Genomic DNA, 15,556 nt, shown 5'->3' with positions numbered 1-15,556 from the left:
GAGCCGACCCAGAGCATCGCGACGAACGGGATGACGAGGCAGACGCCGGCGATCACACGGGTGGGGGTGACCACCGGCGGCCGGACCGGAGTTCCGGTTTGGTTCTGTGACACTACGACAATCTCAATCTATAAAGATGGCGGCCGTTCGAAGAACGAATGCCCACTTGTCAAGCTCTCAGATCCGACTGTCCGCACGAACGAGGCCGCCATCTCGCGGAATTACCTTCATGTACTGCTACGACAGAGCGAGCGACGGGCCGACCATCGGACGGCAATTGATCTGGTTTCTCGCCCAAGCGAGAGAATCCTAGTTTGGTGCGAGGTGCACAGATAGAACCTGAGAGCCAGATGCCGCACCATCTTGAACGTCTTGTCCTCGGCGTTCGCGCGGCGGCGGACGGCCGTGCCGAGCGGGGCGAAGACTGGAGCGTGGGCGCGGCCGGACGCGCGCCGCGCGCCCGGCGGAGCGTGAGCGGGGCCGGGTGCCTTGAAACCTGTAACAGCCCTGCTGGCGAGGCTAGGGCTGCCCGTAGGATTCTGGCGACGGCCGGGCTACAGCAGCACAGCCTCAACCGACTGGCGTCTCGAAGCCTGAGTCATCGCAGTAAGAGACCACACGGCTCTCGGCACCTGTGTCGCCCTCAACAGCTGCTGCGGTGTCGTTGAGGATATGGCTGCCATTGCGATCCAGACCCTCACGATCCAGTACCTTCGCGGCGGCGACAGCCGGATACCCGGATACTTCGAAATCGTCGAACTCGCTGGACTGCCCGCTTTGACCGTCACCTCCGGAGACGCCTCCAGCGCTTACAGTTTCCAACCTGGTTGATTGGCAGCTGAGTTTCGGCAGGCCAGGTACGGGAAGAGGTGAAGCCCCTGGTGGATGGGTTGTCGACGAAGAGCAACCTGTCCGCCCGGAGCTTCGTGTGCTTGTTTACCCATCGGGACTCGATCTGTCGAGCTCGACCCTTCGATTCCTGTCGGCACTGCTGAGCGCCCGGCGCCGCGAACGCGGCACTCGGTGGCGTCGGCTCACACCGGACCGTCAGGCCCTCCTGGTGCCGGCGCATCACACTAGCGGACACACCTATGCCCAGCTAGCCGCGGGCTTTGATGTCGGGATCGCCACGGTCAACCGGTATGTCGCCGAGGCGGTCGAGCTCCTGGCGTCCCGGGCTTCGGATCTTGCCACTGCGATCTCGGGACAGCTGGTCGAGCAGCACGGGCCCCTGCCGAGAGTTCGGCAGGGGCCCGCGGTGCAGGAGCTGCGGAGGGCCGGACGCGTCCTCGATGAGCGACATGCCGGCCCGCATCAGCTACCGTCTGCGGCCGGCCTGACGGCCCCGCCTCACTTCAGGTGCCGGGTGAAGAACTGGGCGGCGGCGTCCCCCGCGAACTGCGGGACGCCGGTGTGCCCGCCCATGTGGGCGTGCAGGGACTTCTCCTTGGAACCGAAGGCGTCGAACAGGTCCAGGGCCGTCTGCCGGTCGTTCCCCTCGTCGTCCCACTGCAGCAGGACGTGCAGCGGAACGGTGACCTGCCGGGCCTCGTCGAACAGGGCGCGAGGCACGAAGCTCCCGGCGAACAGAACGGCGGCCGAGAGCCGAGGTTCGACCGCCGCCAGCCGGACGCCGATGGAGATCACGCCTCCCGAGTAGCCGATCGGGCCGCCGATCTCGGGCAGTGAAAGGAGGGCGTCCAGGGCGGCCTGCCATTCAGGGACCGCCTTGTCGACCAGCGGGAGGACGAGGGCGTCGATGATCTCGTCGCTCACCGGTTCGCCGGCCTTCATCGCCCGGCGCAGGTCGGCGCGGGCCTGCTCGACGGCCGGCCAACGGGGCCGGTCGCCGCTTCCGGGCAGTTCGATGGTGGCCGTGGCGAAGCCGTCCGCCGCCGCGTGCCGGGCCCGGGCCACCAGTCGGGGGTACATCGTGTTCAGCCCGAGGGGAGGGTGCCCGAGCAGGATCAGCGGCGCCGGTGCGGCGGCGGATGCCGATGCCGGTGTCCACAGGAGGCCGGGGATGTCACCAAGGGTGAATTCGCGTTCGAGGACGCCGTCATCGAGGCGTTGCTCGGGGGTGAAACGCATGGTCGTGCCTTTCGGGAGTGCACTGGAACGGCGCTCCCGGACGACCTATCGCCCGACCGTGGCCCCGGAGGGGAGCACCCATGTCGAAACTGCGTTCACGGGTACCACCTCCTTGATCTCTCGCACGGCCTCCGAAACGTAGCAGTGGCCGCTCCCGTCCGCCAACGTTTTTCTGCGAAGTCTCCGCCGCCGATGCCACGGCGACACTGCGCGCGTCCACTTGGGGTGTCGTCGCGCCTTCCCGCACTGCGGCCTCGCGACGGCGACCGGCCCGAGACGCCGATCATCCGCCCCATGCGGCGGCGCACATGCTCACGGGCAAGGCCGCTTCGTGCTGACCGAGGTCCGTCCCCCAGCGAGGTCGGCCAGGCGGCCACGTCACCCGTCGCCATGCCTTCAGGTCGACCTCACCGGCATCGGCTCCAGAACTCGGGGGGCGATTCGATCGCCTATCGATGATGTAGAGGCAGCCCGACGCGAACCCACCCCCGAACCCACGACGAGGACCCCAAGCGGGGGACGGGACACCACGGCCCCGGCACGGTGCGGTGGCGGGACACGGAGTATGCCTCCCTGGGTCGATCCCTCGATTCTATCGATGATCGCTTTGATTTTGTTGCCGACTCGCCCCGCGGTGATCGGCCTGCACAACTACCGTGTGATGCTGCACGATCCCGAGGTCCGGCAGGCCGCGCTGACCACGGCGGTGATCGCCGTGGTCGGCACCGTGGCCATCAACCTCGCCGGCCTCGGAGCCGCGCTGGCCCTTTCGGCCCCCGGCCGCGTCCACACGCTGCTGCGGACCGTGTTCTTCTATCCGTACGTCGTCAGCGCCCTGGTCATCGGTTTCCTGTGGTCCGCGCTGCTGTCGACCAACGGCGCCGTCAACACCGTGCTGGAGACTCTCGGCCACTCCGGACTGCCGTTCCTGTCCATGCCGGGCTGGGCACTGGCCAGCCTGATCACCGTCATCGTCTGGTCCGACACTTCTGGAGCACCTGCGTCGGCGCCGGCCGTGCCGCCGAGGGGCTCCGGGCCTCGTGGCAGGAGCACCTGCGCACCGTGGCCGGCGCCGCCGGCTTCCGGTACGTCCGCTTCCACGGCCTCCTCCACGACGACATGTTCGTCCACCGGCGGATCGAGGTCGGCTCCACCGTCCTGAACTTCCAGTACGTCGACGGCTTGTCCGACCGAACTGCTCGACGCATGGGCGGACCTCGTCCGGCGCCTCGACGGGCACTGGCCGGCCCGCTACGGCTTCTCCTGAGGCCCTACCGCCGGGCGGGGCCACCGTCGACCGGGATGCGGTACAGCACGTAGGGCTTGCGCCGAAGATCGACGCCGGCGTTGTAGGCGGCCTGACGGTTCAGCTGATTGGCCATCACGTACAGGTTCCGGTCGTAGCCGATCGACAGGGTGTCCGGCCAGATCAGCCGGTTGTCGTGGACCAGGGTGCGGAATCGCCCGTCGGTGTCGCGGAAGACGAGCGCGTTGTGCTCGATGTCGCCTCCGTACACGCGGCCGGCGTTGTCCGTCTCCAGCCCGTCGGACATCCCTTTCGTGCCGAGATCGCGAACGGTTTTCGCGATCTTGGAATCCGCCACCCGGCGGTCGGTCAGACCGCTCGTCGGCACCGAGTACAAGGTGCGGCTGGACAGGGGGCAGTAGTAGAGGGTCTTGCCGTCCGGGCTGAGGGCGATACCGTCCGAGCCGATGTTGATGGGGCTGGTGGGACCGTGTGCCGGGCGGTTGAGCATCCGCTTCCCGCCGATGACGGGAACGAAGTCGGGCACCGGGCGTACCGAGGGCACGTCGTTCAGTCGGCGCCAGGACGTCCCGGACGTCAGATCCACGACGATCAGCCCGTTGGGGCCGTCCGAGGAGGCGTCCGTGAGGTAGGCCGTGCCCGCTTTGCCGCGGGTGAGGTCGAGTCGCACATCGTTCACGAAACTACGGGGGCCGGCGACCTGACGGGGCAGCAGGATGGTCCGGATGACCCTGTTGGTGCGCAGGTCAATGGCGACGAGTTTCGGCCCGCCCACTGGTGCGTTGCCGAACTGGATGCGCCCGGTGTCCACGACCCACAGCCGGTCGGCGGCGTCGACGACGACGCTCTGCACCCCCAGGAAGTGATGCGCGGGGTCGCGTGTGTCGGCGGTGTTGATCTCGCGGTTCGGGTAGGGGAAGGTCTTTCCGTTGCGCACTTCGGCGACCGAGTACTGCACCTTGTCGCCCCAGTGCGGGAAGTTCACGAACACCCGGCCGGTGCGTGAGACGCTCACACCCGTGGGCATCGCCCCGTTGAAATCCGCGACAGGCTGCAGGCGCTGCTTGTTCTGCGCGGACGCGCCGGGTGGTTCCCCGGAATCGGCCTGCGAGTTCGCCAGGGAGGTCTGGGTGGCGCTGCCGCCCCCGATGCAGAGGGCCACCAGCAGTGCGACGACGCCGCGGCTCGGTATCTTTCTCCCAGTCACGTCCTGCTCCTGTTCCGAAATTCGAGGAACGAGAATTTCCGGACAATTGATCCGTCTGCATTCGCGGTGAGGACGGTCACGAGAACGGCCATGAGAACGGTTATGAGAACGGTTATGGGAACCCCTAAGAACCTATGGCCGTTGAACGAGGATCGCAACCGGGAATACCCCCGGGCCGGCCGGTGGGGACGGGACCCGCACACACGCTCGGCATCTGTTCCGGCACTCTCCGGAATTCGCTGAATCGGATGGTAACGCGCATTCGTATCCGGGGCAAAAGCTTCATTCGTGCTTTCGCGGCGCCGCGCGCGTGGTGCGGTCCGCGTCGCGCAGGCGCTCCGCCACGTGCGCGGGCATCAGGGGGGCCTGGCTGCTGAGGATGTCGAGGAAGGACGTGGTGACCGGGTCCGGGCTGGTGCGGGTGTATCCGGTCAGGTGCCGGCGCACGGGCGGATCGGGACGCAGGACCGTGCCGGCGAAGTGCGGTGGGATGGTGTTGGCGGGTACGAGCGTGGGCCCGAGACCTGCGCCGGCGTACTCGACCGCGGAGGGGGCCTGTTCGGTGCGCACCGCGATGCGGGGCTGGAACCCGGCGGCGGCGCAGGCGTCGTCGAGGATCTCCGAGAGCCCGCTGTCGGGGGTGAAGTGGACCCAGTCCCGTTCCGCGAGGTCGGCGAGTCGGACGGCCGGCCCCTCGGCGACTGCGGCCACGGGGTCGTCGACATGCGTCACGACCAGGAACTCCTCGGCCCCGATGGCGCGGGCGGTGCCCTCCCAGTCCCGAGGCAGCGGCCCCACGGCGACGTCCGCTTGGCCGGCGGCCATGGCCTGGGCCAGTTCGTCCCACCTGCGGTGCTCGAACAACCGGATGCGCACCTCCGGGTGCTGCCGCCGCCACAGGCCCAGGACCCTGGGCAGCACGCCGGAGCTGATCGAGTAGAGCGCCGCCAGATGCAGCTCGCCGGTGGACACCCCGGTGGCGCGCCGGGCGGAGTTCGTCGCGCGTGTCGCTTCCGCCAGAGCGGCGCGCGCGTGCGGCAGCATCGACCGTCCGGCCGGAGTGAGCCGGACGCCGCGGGGCAGCCGTTCCAGCAGGGGACCGCCGACCTCGCGTTCCAGCGCCTGGAGCTGATGGGAGAGCCCGGGCTGGGTGACGTTGAGGCTTTCGGCGGCCCGCGTGAACGACCCCTCGTCCACGATGGTCACCAAATATTCCAGCTGTCTCAGCGTTGCCATGAACTCAGCATATAGAAACCATGCCAAATACTTCTTGGACTTATGGTGGGCGCGGGGAGAGGGTGGTTCCCGTACGACGATCCGACGGGATCGGGTGTGCGGTCGCGTCGCGGCCGCAGCCGCTGAAGTGAAATAGGAACTGCTATTTTCAGGGAGGCGTCGTGTCCGCCGCTGCTTCCGATCCGATCATCGTAGGGAATATCGCTCTGTCCTTTCACCGCGCCGCCGCCGGTGTCGCTCGCCGGGTTCTCGAATCCCACGGTCACCAGGTCAAGAGCGTCGAGGCCAAGCACGAGGAGCTCTTCGATCTGCTCAGGAACGGCGATGTCGATGCGCTGGTCTCGGCCTGGCTCCCGTCGAGCCACGGCGAGTATCTGTCCGGGTACCGGGACCGGGTCCGGGTGCTGAGGCCTCATTATCAGCCGTACTGCGTGTGGGCGGTGCCGCCGTACGTTCCCGTCGACGAGGTGGGGGAGGTGTCCGATCTCGCCCGGCCCGGTATCGCCGAACACATGACGAGGGCCATCGACGGCATCAATCCGGGCGCGGGGATCAGCCGTTTCTCCGCCACGATGGTGGGCGCCTACGGCCTCGACCGGGCCGGATACACCTTCGCGCCCGGGGACGAGGAGGGCTTCACCGCCCGTGTGGACCGCGGCATCGCCGCCCGCGAGTGGTTCGTCATCCCGTTGTGGCGACCGCAGTACCTCAACCGGCACCACCGTCTGCGCCGACTCGAAGAGCCCAAGGGGCTGCTGGGCACCGTGGACGACGCCTGCCCGGTCATCGGCCTGGAGGCACTGGACCGCATCCGCCCCGAGGCGGTCTCCCGACTGGACGCTCTCCGTCTGGGCAACGACGGTGTCGAGGAGATCGACACGCTCATCAACGTCGGCGGGCTGAGCCCGCTGCAGGCCGCCGACCGCTATCTCGCCGACCACCACTCCGGACTCCTTCCGTGAACCGGGCCACGCCACTCCAGCGCGAGCCCGTCGCCCATCACCCCCACCGACCGCACCGAAAAGGAATCACCCTATGAACGCAACGTCCATGCGCGCCGTCGGCTACCGCAGGAGCCTGCCGGTCAGCGACCAGGAGAGCCTGATCGACCTGGAACTGCCCGTTCCCGAGCCCGGACCGCACGACCTGCTGGTCAAGGTGGAGGCCGTCGCCCTCAACCCCGTCGACTACAAGGTCCGCCAGAACAGCGATCCGGCCGGAGAGCCGAAGATCCTCGGGTGGGACGCGGCGGGCAGCGTCGTCGCCGTCGGCGAGAAGGTGCGGCGGTTCGAGGTCGGCGACGACGTCTACTACGCGGGTGCCATCGACCGGCCCGGGGCCAACTCCGAGTACCACACGGTCGACGAGCGCATCGCGGCGCTCAAGCCGAGCACCCTGTCCTTCACCGAGTCCGCCGCGCTGCCGCTGACCTCGCTGACCGCCTGGGAAGGCCTGTTCGAACGGCTGGGTCTGGAGAACGGCGGCATGAACCAGCAGGGTGCCCTGCTGATCACCGCGGCGGCCGGTGGCGTCGGGGCGATGGTCGCCCAGCTCGCCCGCGCGCTGACCAGTCTGACGGTGATCGGCACGGCCTCGCGCCAGGAGACGATCGACTTCGCCACCCGCATGGGTGTCCAGCACGTCGTGAACCATCACAAACCGCTGGTGCCCCAGCTCGCCGAGGCGGCGCCCGAAGGGGTGACCCATGTGTTCAGCACCACCAACACCGACCGCAACCTGTCCGCCTACGCCGAGGCTCTGCGTCCGTTCGGCCGGATCGTCGCCATCGACGACCACGAGAGCCTGCCGCTCGGTGTGCTCAAGCCGAAGTCCATCGCGTTCCACTGGGAGTTCATGTTCACCCGGTCCCTCTTCCAGGCTCCCGACCAGGACACGCAGCACCACATCCTGACCCAGGTCGCCCGCCTCGTGGACGCCGGCATCCTGCGGACCACGGCCACCAAGGATCTGGGGCCGGTCAACGCGGCCAACCTCCGCGAGGCACACGGCATCCTCGAGTCCGGCTCCGCCATCGGAAAGATCACTCTTACCGGCTTCTGACCTCCGGCCGGGTCCCTTGACGGTGACGGCGCACCCCCTGGGCGGAGTTCGGCTCGGTTCCGGGGGGCGCACGGTTCCGTCCTACCGTGCGCGGAGCGAGACCCCGGTCAGTTCCTCGGACACCGTCCACAACCGGCGCTGGAGCGACGCATCGTAGGACGGACCGCTCGACCGGACGGCCTTCGGGTAGCCCCTGCTCTGCTGGAATCCGCGCGGGCCGTAGAACTCCCCACCCCGGACGCCCGGGTCCGTCGCGGCGCGGAGGACGGACAGTGCCCCCATCGCCGGGGACTGGAGGAGGAGCGGCCGGACGGCCGCGAACGCCGTACGGGTCGGAGCGGACGCATGTGTCATCGCGTCCTTGGAGCCCGTGGTGTCGGCGCCGCCGGGATGCGCCGCGACGGCCAGCGGTCCGCCCGCGGGCGGCCTGCGCTGGAGTTCGTAGGTGAAGGGCGGGTTGGCCGGCTTGGAGTGCCCGTACGCGGCGGTCAGGTGGTAGGGGCGCGTCCGCCATTGCCGACTTACTTAGGCTGTGCCCATGGCACGCAGCGCAGACGAGACCCGGCGAGAGATCCTTGAAGCCGCTACCGAGGAGTTCGCCCAGTACGGCATCGCCGGCGCCAGGGTGGAGCACATCACCAAGAACGCCGGGGTCAACAACGCCTTGCTGTACGGCCTCACAGCGACCTGGTCACCGAGATCGTCGACGCGTCCCCCTGGACGCGGAGGACCTGCCCGGCTACGCGGCCCGCCTGTTCGACTACTACCAGGCCCCCCCAGGTGGTGCGACTCGCCGCCTGGCAGCTGCTCGAGCGACCCGAGCACGCCGTGCCGCAGGTCGTCCACGATCCCCAGCGGGAGAAGGCGGAGCGGATCGCCCGGACGCAGAGGGACGGCATCATCCCCGCCACGCTGCCGGCCGAGGAACAGCGCGACCTCATGGTCCTGCTGTCCGTCAGCAAGACCCCGCTGATGCCGACCATCACATCGGAGGCCGACCGCGACCGCCGTCGCGCCACCATCCTCGCCACCGCCAAGGCCATCATCCGCGCATGAGCAGGAGAACCCCTTCGTGAACGTCGTCATCTTCGGTGCGTCCGGCATGGTCGGACATGGCGTGCTGCGGGCGTGCCTGCTGGATCCGGCCGTCACCCGCGTCCTTGTCGTGGGCCGCAGCCCGATCGGCATGACCCATCCCAAGCTGCACGAGATCATCCACCAGGACTTCACCGACCTGTCCGGGCCGGCCGAGCAACTGACCGACGTGGACGCCTGCTTCTACTGCCTCGGAGTCTCCTCCGCAGGCCGCAGTGAAGCCGATTACACCCGCATCACCTACGACTTCACCGTGGCCGCGGCGAAAACGCTGTCAGCCGCCAACCCCGGCCTCACCTTCACTTACGTCTCCGGCGAAGGCACCGACAGCAGCGAACGCGGCCGCACCATGTGGGCCCGGGTCAAGGGGCGCACCGAGAACGAACTGCTGGCCATGCCGATCGACGCCTACATGTTCCGCCCCGGCTACATTCAGCCCCGCCACGGAGCCGTCTCCAAGACCCGTGCCTACCGCCTGACTTACACTCTCACCTCCTGGCTCTATCCCCTGCTGCACCGCATCGCGCCGAAGCACACCACGACCACCGATCACCTCGGCCGTGCCATGCTCGCGGTCACCCGCCCCGACACCGCTGCCCAGCGGATCCTCGACAGCCGGGACATCAACCGCCTGGGCGGATAGGCGATCTGCGGCGTGCGACTGCACGATCTTCGTGAGGTGCACGAGAAGCGACGGCCCGGGGGCGACAGCCGGACAGGCCGGCAGCCCGGAATCCCGTGGCGGGGTTCCGGGCCGCTGTGTCGTGCAGGGCCGCGGGTCAGGTGAGGCGGCAGCCCGCTACCACCAGATGACAACGTATCCGTTGCCGCCATTGGGAGCCGCTATGGCGCCCGTAGTGCCGCCGTTGCCGCCCACGGCCGCGCCGGTTGGGGCCGGTTCGACGATGCCGCTGACCGCGGGTTTGCCTCCTTGGCCGGGCGGCCCGGTGAGGCTGACGGGAGCCAGGCCCGGAGCGCCGTCACGGGTCGTGCCCCTGGCAGGGAGCGAACAGGTTCCCGTTCCGCCGGGGCTCGGGGGGCTGGTGAGAAGCCCGGCATGGCCGCCGGCGCCGCCGGTGGCAGACGCGAGTGCACCGCCCGGCCCCACGAGGGTGCTGCTTGCCCCGGTCGTGCCGTCTTGACCGATGAGCGGAGCGCCGGCCCCGCCCTGGCCGACGGTCACCGTGTAGGCCGTCCCAGGCTGCACCGGCACGGAACACCAGGCGAAGCCACCGGCACCGCCGCCGCCGCCGAGCGGGAGCCCCAATGCGACTGCACCGCCGCCTCCGCCGGCGCCCCACACCTGGACAAAGACCTGAGTGAGTCCGGTGGGTGGGACGAACGTGCCGTTGGCGGTGAAGTCCGCCAAGTCGTGCGGGACGGCGTTTGTTCCCGGCGGCCCGGCAGGGCCAGTGGGACCCTGTTGGCCGGGAGGCCCCTGAACTCCCTGATTGCCGGGGTCGCCTTGAGGTCCCGGCGGCCCGGCCGGTCCCTGTTGTCCGGGAGGTCCCTGGGTTCCGGGGTCGCCGGGGTCGCCCTTGGGCCCGGTCTGTCCGGGAGGTCCCTGGGTTCCGGGGTCGCCGGGGTCGCCCTTGGGCCCCGTCTGTCCGGGAGGTCCCTGGGTTCCGGGGTCGCCGGGGTCGCCCTTGGGCCCCGTCTGTCCGGGAGGTCCTTGTGGCCCGGCAGGCCCAGCGGGACCCTGCTGACCGGGAGGACCGGGAGGACCGGGAGGACCGGGAGGACCGGGAGGACCAGGAATGCCGGGGCGGCCCGGACGCCAGTGGCGATCAGGGCGGCTTGGGCAATATCCGGGGAAATCCGAGAAGAGAAAACACGGGTCGGTGAGACCAGCCTGAGCTCGGGGCTTTACGGCATCAACTTCGCCACCGCTGGCGCTCCCCGCGTACGCCGCACCCGTCAGGGCACTGGACGCCAGGGCCACACTCGTGGCCGTCGTCCACATCCGGATACCGTTTCGCCGCCACATGGACGCCTGAGGCATGGCTATTCGGGACAACACGTCACCTCCAGCTGGGGGCCCGCGACACGCGGCCGATGCCGCCTACCAGGAGAGAAAAAACTGTCGGAGACACAGCGAGCCCACAGCAAGAATCGCCCTGCGTGGCGAGTGGTGCACATTCGGTAGCCGACCGGGTGATCGCCGTCCCGCACGTAGCGGCGACCCGGCACCCCCTCGGTGGGTCCGGCCCGCCGTGCTGCGCTGTAGCGCCGGTCGGCGATGCGCGTTCTTGGAGTATGGGACGCACGTGGGTCCACTGGAGGCGGCTCATGCAGGCAGGTTGGCAAGCCTGGAAGGGTGGCCAGTGCGAACCCTGTCGGCGGGGCCTTCCTTAACTTTATTGGTCAATCCAGAATCGTGCTAGCCTTCGTTCGTGGCGCGGATCGGGGAGTTCTGCGTCGACCGAGCGGTCGAATCCCGATCGAGGCGGACGTGACTGATCCGTCGCGGGGGGCCTCGTCGTTGGTGTCGCCGCCGGGTGTGTCGGCCGACCTCTGGCGGTCGAGCCCGGCCGGGCTTCCGGTCGCCGGTCGGGCTGCCCCGGCGCCGGCGTGTCGGCGAGACGGCCCCGGACCGACCCCGGCGTGTGGGCCGGGTTTCCGCCTGCCGTAATTCTGTATTGATCACTCCATAAAGGATCCTCATGGAACTGCACCCCAAGGGCAAAGCCGCCGTCGGAACCGGAACCGGAACCGGAACCGAAGCCGGCGAGGGCATCGGCCCGGCCGTCGGCGCATCGATCACCCCCGAGCCGATCCTTCGGCTCGGCCTGGGATTCATGGCCTCGAAGACGCTGCTGAGTGCGGTGGAACTGGGCATATTCACCATCCTGGCGCGGGGCGGTCGGGACCGTGCGTCCCTGGCCCGGGAAGTGGGTCTGCACCCCAGGTCCTCGGCGGACTTCCTCGACGCGCTCGTTTCGCTGGGCCTGCTGGACCGCGACGAGGACGACGTCTATCGCAACAGCCCCGCGTCCGAGCTCTTCCTGGACCAGGTCAAGCCCTCCTACATCGGCGGGATCCTGGAGATGGCCAATGCCCGTCTCTTCGGTTTCTGGGACAACCTCACCGATGCCCTGCGAACCGGCACCCAGCAGAACGAGGTCACCCACACGGGGGCCCCCTTCTTCGCCACCCTGAGCCAAGACCCCGCCGCATGGCGCAACTTCCTGAACGGCATGAACGGGGTCAGCACCCCCCTCGCCGGCGCACTCGCCGCCGACTTCGACTGGACCGGCCGCCGGCACGTGGTCGATCTCGGCGGCGCTCTGGGCGCCGTACCCGCGGCAGTGCTGCGATCGCGTCCCGAGATGACCGGAAGCGTCTTCGAACTTCCCCCGGTGCGCCCGGTGTTCGAGGAATTCGCCGCAGCGCACGGCCTGGCCGACCGCCTCACCTTCCACGGCGGCGACTTCTTCTCCGACCCCCTTCCCCCCGCCGACGTCTACGTCATGGGGCAGATCCTCCACGACTGGAACCCCGAGCAGCGGCAGTTCCTGCTCCGCAAGGCGTATGACGCCCTGCCCGCGGGCGGCACGCTCATCGTCTACGACGCCATGATCGACGACGACCGACGACAGAACACCTACGGCTTCATGGTGTCGCTGAACATGCTCATCGACACGGAAGGCGGCTCCGAGTACACCGTCGCCGATGCCACCCGTTGGCTGGGGGCGGCTGGTTTCTCCATGACGGAGGCCCGTCCCCTCATCGGCGGCTACACGGCCGTCTACGCCACCAAGTGATCGGCCGCCGGGGCGGGCTCGGCGGCAGAGACGTGTCTGCCCTGGTGGTCGACCGCATGCCCGGGCAGGGGCGCCCCGTCATGGACTCCGTGCCGCAGGAGGCGGGTCGTCCGGGCACAAGCTCGGGCGACCCGGCCTGGGGGAAGGATCCCAGGTCCGGAATCCGGGTGGCGCTGAGGGGTGGTACTCGCGGTACTGCAGTACATGACGACGACCAAGGGCATGAACGTCCCCTTCGCGGACGACGACGAGCTCGACATGGTGCGGCGTGCGGCCGCGGCCGCGGGCATGTCCACCCGGGAGTACATCCGCCAGGCCGCTCTCGCCCAGGCCAACGCCGTACCCACCGCGTTCCTGGAAGCCGCCCTGGAAGCCCACACGTACGTGAAGGACGCCTTCGCCGAGATCCTGCCCGAGGACGGCCGTCCGAACGAGGCGTACCGGGCCGCGGACGCCGAGGCCGGCCGCAGCCTGGCCGAGCTCGACGCCGGCGACCAGGCGCGCGGAACCGCCGCGTGAGCCGAGCCCGCCCCGACGGGGTGACCTACGCGACGGTCCCGATGCTGCTGCAGGTCGCGGAGCACATCACCGGCGACCCGCAGGCCGACGACCTCGGAGTCCTCGATGCCGCGGTCGCCCGCCACCGCGCTGAGGCCATGGGCCAGGAGATCTACGGCTCGATCTGGCTCAAGGCGGCAGCGCTGCTGCACACCTTGGTCAGGCTCCCGGCGCTGGAGCACTCCAACGGCCAGTTCGGATGGTCGGCCGCGGTCGCCTTCCTCCAGGTGAACGGGCGGAGCCTGGCCTACGAGCCGAAGGACGCCGCGATCCTTGTCCGTGGCGTCATCGCCGGCGACGTGCCCGTGCGGCAGGTCGCCCTGCAGCTCCGCCAGTGGGCGCAGGCCTGAACGGCGCCTCTCACCAGGCGGCACCCGCGCCGCCGGCCGTCCCGTCGGACGGAGAGACCACTCATCGTCTTTGCGACACTGGTGGAGTGCCGGACAACGAACGGCGGACGGACCAGCGCCTGGAGCGAGCCATCCTCGAGCTGCTGGACCGTCGTGCCGCGTCCGCCACGATCTGCCCTTCCGACGCCGCGCGGGCGGTATACGAAGGGGATGACGACGGCTGGCGCGCGCTCATGGAACCGGCCCGGCGCGCGGCCCGGCGCCTGGCCGCAGCAGGCGAGGTGGAGATCACCCAGGCCGGCCGTCCCATCGAGCCGGCCGAGGCCCGAGGCCCCATCCGTATCCGCCGCACTCGCTGACCTGACCCCGGTACCCGGTCAGGGCAGCTCGATGAGGACCTTGCCCACGGCGCCTTGCTCCACCGCCGCATGGGCGTCGGCGACGCGCTCGACGGGGAAGCGGTGCAGCGGCAGCCCCGACTGCTCGCCGACGCGCAGCGCGCCGTCGGCCACCGCGGCGGAGACGGCGGCCACCGCATGGTTCTTGGCGGCCGCTGTGACGGTGTAGATCATCACCGCCTGCCAGCGGAGATTGCCGAACATCATCGGCAGTACCGGGAGCGCGAGCTCGTTCCCGCCGTCGTTGGCGTACAGGGCCACCGTGCCGTTGGGGGCGAGTACGGCGACGTCGAGCTCCGCATTGGGGGCGGGGGCGACTTCGACGACCACGTCGACCCCCTCCGGGGCCACCGCCCGGATCGCCGCCGCGGCGTCGTCGTCGCGGTAGTTCACCACGTGCTGGGCGCCGGCGGCCCGGGCCAGGGCGGCCTTTTCGGGACTGCTGACGGTGGTGATGACCGTGGCCCCGGCCCAGCGGGCCAGCTGGATGGCCGCGTTCCCCACCGCTCCGGCACCGCCGGCCACCAGCACGGTGCGACCCGCCAGGGCGCCGGGGCCGAGACGGTCGGGCCCTCCCTCGGCCACGGTGAGGCAACGGTGCGCGGTCAGCGCGGGGATGCCGAGGCTGGCGCCCAGCTCGAAGGAGGCGTCGGCGGGCAGGGGCACCGCTTGCCTCAGCGGCAGGACCACGTACTCCTGCGCGGTGCCGTCGGCGCGCTGCCAGGCGGCCTCCCAGATCCAGACCCGCCGCCCGGTCCAGGCCGGGTCGACGTCCTCGCCCACGGCGTCGACGACCCCGGCACCGTCCTGGTTGGGTACCTGCTCCACCCCGTCGCTGTGCCCCCGCGAACCGCGGCGCGCCTTCCAGTCGGTGGGGTTGACGCCGGACATGCGCACCCGGACGCGGACCTCCCCGGGCCCCGGCTCGGGTATCGGGCGCTCGACGAGCTCCATCACTTCCGGTCCGCCGGTGCTCCGGTACACGATCGCCTTCATGTCCTGCCTCCTTTGTCGCGGGTGCTCTGACGGGGGCCAGTGGCTCGGCGTGAGCGGGCCTTCCTCGGGCGCAGAGCGCACCAGCCAAATCTGGATGATTGTCATCATACACATTTGGGCCTTCGCACCGATTTGGTCCCATGCCTGCCACCCGGGGGCATGCGGACCTCACGCTTGTGTTCGCCGCCTTCGCGGGCCGGACTGACCACATCCGCCATTCCGGCGACGAAGGGGCGAGTTGTTTCGGCAACGGAAGCCCGGGCTCCTGGCGTCTTGTCATGACCGAAGCGCCGGGATCTGTGCGCGTTGTCGAGGAGAGTCCCGCCTACCGGCGAGTCGCGTTCGACAGTCCGCCGCTCAACGCGGTGGACCACACCGTGTTCGAGACCCTGCAGGACCTGCTGGCGCGGATGGACGCCGCCCGGATCCGGTCGACCGGAGCTCGCTGTCGAGCGCCGACAGCCTGCTCGGCAGCCGCAGCGCCTTCCTGGCGGCGATGGCCCGGCCGGAGGCGCGCCGCCGTGTGCGGATGC

General features: G+C 69.6%; 15 protein-coding genes and 3 pseudogenes. 11 read left to right on the top strand and 7 right to left on the bottom strand.

The window, feature by feature from the left end; all coding sequences use genetic code 11:
• Positions 1–113, bottom strand: a pseudogene (locus PV364_RS36730) (DUF3311 domain-containing protein); the annotation flags it as partial.
• 815 nt (positions 114–928) lie between these two features.
• Here PV364_RS36730 and PV364_RS36725 point away from each other — a divergent pair.
• Positions 929–1,201 (top strand): annotated as a pseudogene (locus tag PV364_RS36725) (transposase family protein); the annotation flags it as partial.
• 149 nt (positions 1,202–1,350) lie between these two features.
• Here PV364_RS36725 and PV364_RS36720 read toward each other — a convergent pair.
• On the bottom strand, positions 1,351–2,091 hold the full coding sequence (locus PV364_RS36720; protein WP_319665264.1) for an alpha/beta hydrolase: 741 nt from the start codon (positions 2,089–2,091) through the stop codon (positions 1,351–1,353).
• Between the two features lie 543 nt (positions 2,092–2,634).
• Here PV364_RS36720 and PV364_RS36715 point away from each other — a divergent pair.
• On the top strand, positions 2,635–3,411 hold the full coding sequence (locus tag PV364_RS36715) for a GH39 family glycosyl hydrolase (RefSeq protein WP_319665262.1): 777 nt from the start codon (positions 2,635–2,637) through the stop codon (positions 3,409–3,411).
• On the opposite strand, the gene PV364_RS36710 is transcribed toward PV364_RS36715, so the two are convergent.
• Together PV364_RS36710 and PV364_RS36705 are read right to left on the bottom strand one after the other, a co-directional pair.
• A complete protein-coding gene (locus tag PV364_RS36710) occupies positions 3,363–4,565 on the bottom strand; it encodes an L-dopachrome tautomerase-related protein (protein WP_319665260.1) in 1,203 nt (400 codons plus the stop codon). The genes PV364_RS36715 and PV364_RS36710 overlap by 49 nt on opposite strands.
• A gap of 282 nt (positions 4,566–4,847) precedes the next feature.
• Positions 4,848–5,801, bottom strand: a complete 954-nt coding sequence (locus PV364_RS36705) for a LysR family transcriptional regulator (protein WP_319665258.1) — start codon at positions 5,799–5,801, stop codon at positions 4,848–4,850.
• A 161-nt stretch (positions 5,802–5,962) separates the two neighbouring features.
• Here PV364_RS36705 and PV364_RS36700 point away from each other — a divergent pair, with 161 nt between their 5' ends.
• Entirely contained in the window at positions 5,963–6,763 is an 801-nt protein-coding gene (locus PV364_RS36700; protein WP_319665256.1) for a glycine betaine ABC transporter substrate-binding protein, read from the top strand.
• Between the two features lie 73 nt (positions 6,764–6,836).
• Complete coding sequence (locus PV364_RS36695; RefSeq protein WP_319665255.1) at positions 6,837–7,862, top strand: zinc-binding alcohol dehydrogenase family protein; 1,026 nt, start codon at positions 6,837–6,839, stop codon at positions 7,860–7,862.
• An 81-nt stretch (positions 7,863–7,943) separates the two neighbouring features.
• Here PV364_RS36695 and PV364_RS36690 read toward each other — a convergent pair whose 3' ends face one another.
• A complete protein-coding gene (locus PV364_RS36690) occupies positions 7,944–8,216 on the bottom strand; it encodes a hypothetical protein (protein ID WP_319665252.1) in 273 nt (90 codons plus the stop codon).
• A 184-nt stretch (positions 8,217–8,400) separates the two neighbouring features.
• Between PV364_RS36690 and PV364_RS36685 the strand changes: the two are divergent.
• The 3 genes and pseudogenes from PV364_RS36685 to PV364_RS36675 form a co-directional block, all read left to right on the top strand.
• A pseudogene (locus tag PV364_RS36685) lies at positions 8,401–8,487 on the top strand (TetR/AcrR family transcriptional regulator); the annotation flags it as partial.
• Between the two features lie 155 nt (positions 8,488–8,642).
• Positions 8,643–8,918: a hypothetical protein gene (locus PV364_RS36680; protein ID WP_319665249.1), complete on the top strand. Its 276-nt coding sequence runs from the start codon at positions 8,643–8,645 to the stop codon at positions 8,916–8,918.
• A gap of 16 nt (positions 8,919–8,934) precedes the next feature.
• Complete coding sequence (locus PV364_RS36675; protein WP_319665248.1) at positions 8,935–9,600, top strand: epimerase; 666 nt, start codon at positions 8,935–8,937, stop codon at positions 9,598–9,600.
• A gap of 156 nt (positions 9,601–9,756) precedes the next feature.
• Here the strand turns inward: PV364_RS36675 and PV364_RS41425 are convergent, their stop codons facing one another.
• Complete coding sequence (locus PV364_RS41425; protein ID WP_415924658.1) at positions 9,757–10,920, bottom strand: glycine-rich domain-containing protein; 1,164 nt, start codon at positions 10,918–10,920, stop codon at positions 9,757–9,759.
• Between the two features lie 700 nt (positions 10,921–11,620).
• On the opposite strand from PV364_RS41425, the gene PV364_RS36670 reads away from it, so the two are divergent.
• The 4 genes from PV364_RS36670 to PV364_RS36655 all read left to right on the top strand — a co-directional run bounded on the left by PV364_RS36670 (position 11,621) and on the right by PV364_RS36655 (position 13,988).
• A complete protein-coding gene (locus PV364_RS36670) occupies positions 11,621–12,721 on the top strand; it encodes a methyltransferase (RefSeq protein WP_319665246.1) in 1,101 nt (366 codons plus the stop codon).
• A 204-nt stretch (positions 12,722–12,925) separates the two neighbouring features.
• Positions 12,926–13,240, top strand: coding sequence for a hypothetical protein (locus tag PV364_RS36665; protein ID WP_319665245.1), 315 nt, complete (start codon positions 12,926–12,928; stop codon positions 13,238–13,240).
• On the top strand, positions 13,237–13,629 hold the full coding sequence (locus PV364_RS36660) for a fic family toxin-antitoxin system, toxin component (RefSeq protein WP_319665242.1): 393 nt from the start codon (positions 13,237–13,239) through the stop codon (positions 13,627–13,629). The genes PV364_RS36665 and PV364_RS36660 overlap by 4 nt, the downstream gene beginning before the upstream one ends.
• A gap of 86 nt (positions 13,630–13,715) precedes the next feature.
• On the top strand, positions 13,716–13,988 hold the full coding sequence (locus PV364_RS36655) for a DUF3253 domain-containing protein (protein ID WP_319665240.1): 273 nt from the start codon (positions 13,716–13,718) through the stop codon (positions 13,986–13,988).
• An 18-nt stretch (positions 13,989–14,006) separates the two neighbouring features.
• Here the strand turns inward: PV364_RS36655 and PV364_RS36650 are convergent, their stop codons facing one another.
• Positions 14,007–15,023, bottom strand: coding sequence for an NADPH:quinone reductase (locus PV364_RS36650; protein ID WP_319665238.1), 1,017 nt, complete (start codon positions 15,021–15,023; stop codon positions 14,007–14,009).
• Positions 15,024–15,556 lie beyond the last annotated feature (533 nt).

Origin of the sequence: Streptomyces sp. MI02-7b (genome assembly GCF_033793585.1) — a bacterium.
Lineage (GTDB): Bacteria > Actinomycetota > Actinomycetes > Streptomycetales > Streptomycetaceae > Actinacidiphila.
The sequence above is the reverse complement of the archived record's forward strand: the minus strand, read 5'-3'. Positions and strand labels throughout refer to the sequence as shown.

Excerpts from the sequence above, each read along its gene's own strand:
- PV364_RS36720 (WP_319665264.1), bottom strand. The coding sequence starts at position 2,091 with ATGCGTTTCACCCCCGAGCAACGCCTCGATGACGGCGTCCTCGAACGC.
- PV364_RS36705 (WP_319665258.1), bottom strand. The coding sequence starts at position 5,801 with ATGGCAACGCTGAGACAGCTGGAATATTTGGTGACCATCGTGGACGAG.
- PV364_RS36695 (WP_319665255.1), top strand. The coding sequence starts at position 6,837 with ATGAACGCAACGTCCATGCGCGCCGTCGGCTACCGCAGGAGCCTGCCG.
- PV364_RS36690 (WP_319665252.1), bottom strand. The coding sequence starts at position 8,216 with ATGACACATGCGTCCGCTCCGACCCGTACGGCGTTCGCGGCCGTCCGG.
- PV364_RS41425 (WP_415924658.1), bottom strand. The coding sequence starts at position 10,920 with ATGTGGACGACGGCCACGAGTGTGGCCCTGGCGTCCAGTGCCCTGACG.
- PV364_RS36670 (WP_319665246.1), top strand. The coding sequence starts at position 11,621 with ATGGAACTGCACCCCAAGGGCAAAGCCGCCGTCGGAACCGGAACCGGA.
- PV364_RS36665 (WP_319665245.1), top strand. The coding sequence starts at position 12,926 with ATGACGACGACCAAGGGCATGAACGTCCCCTTCGCGGACGACGACGAG.
- PV364_RS36650 (WP_319665238.1), bottom strand. The coding sequence starts at position 15,023 with ATGAAGGCGATCGTGTACCGGAGCACCGGCGGACCGGAAGTGATGGAG.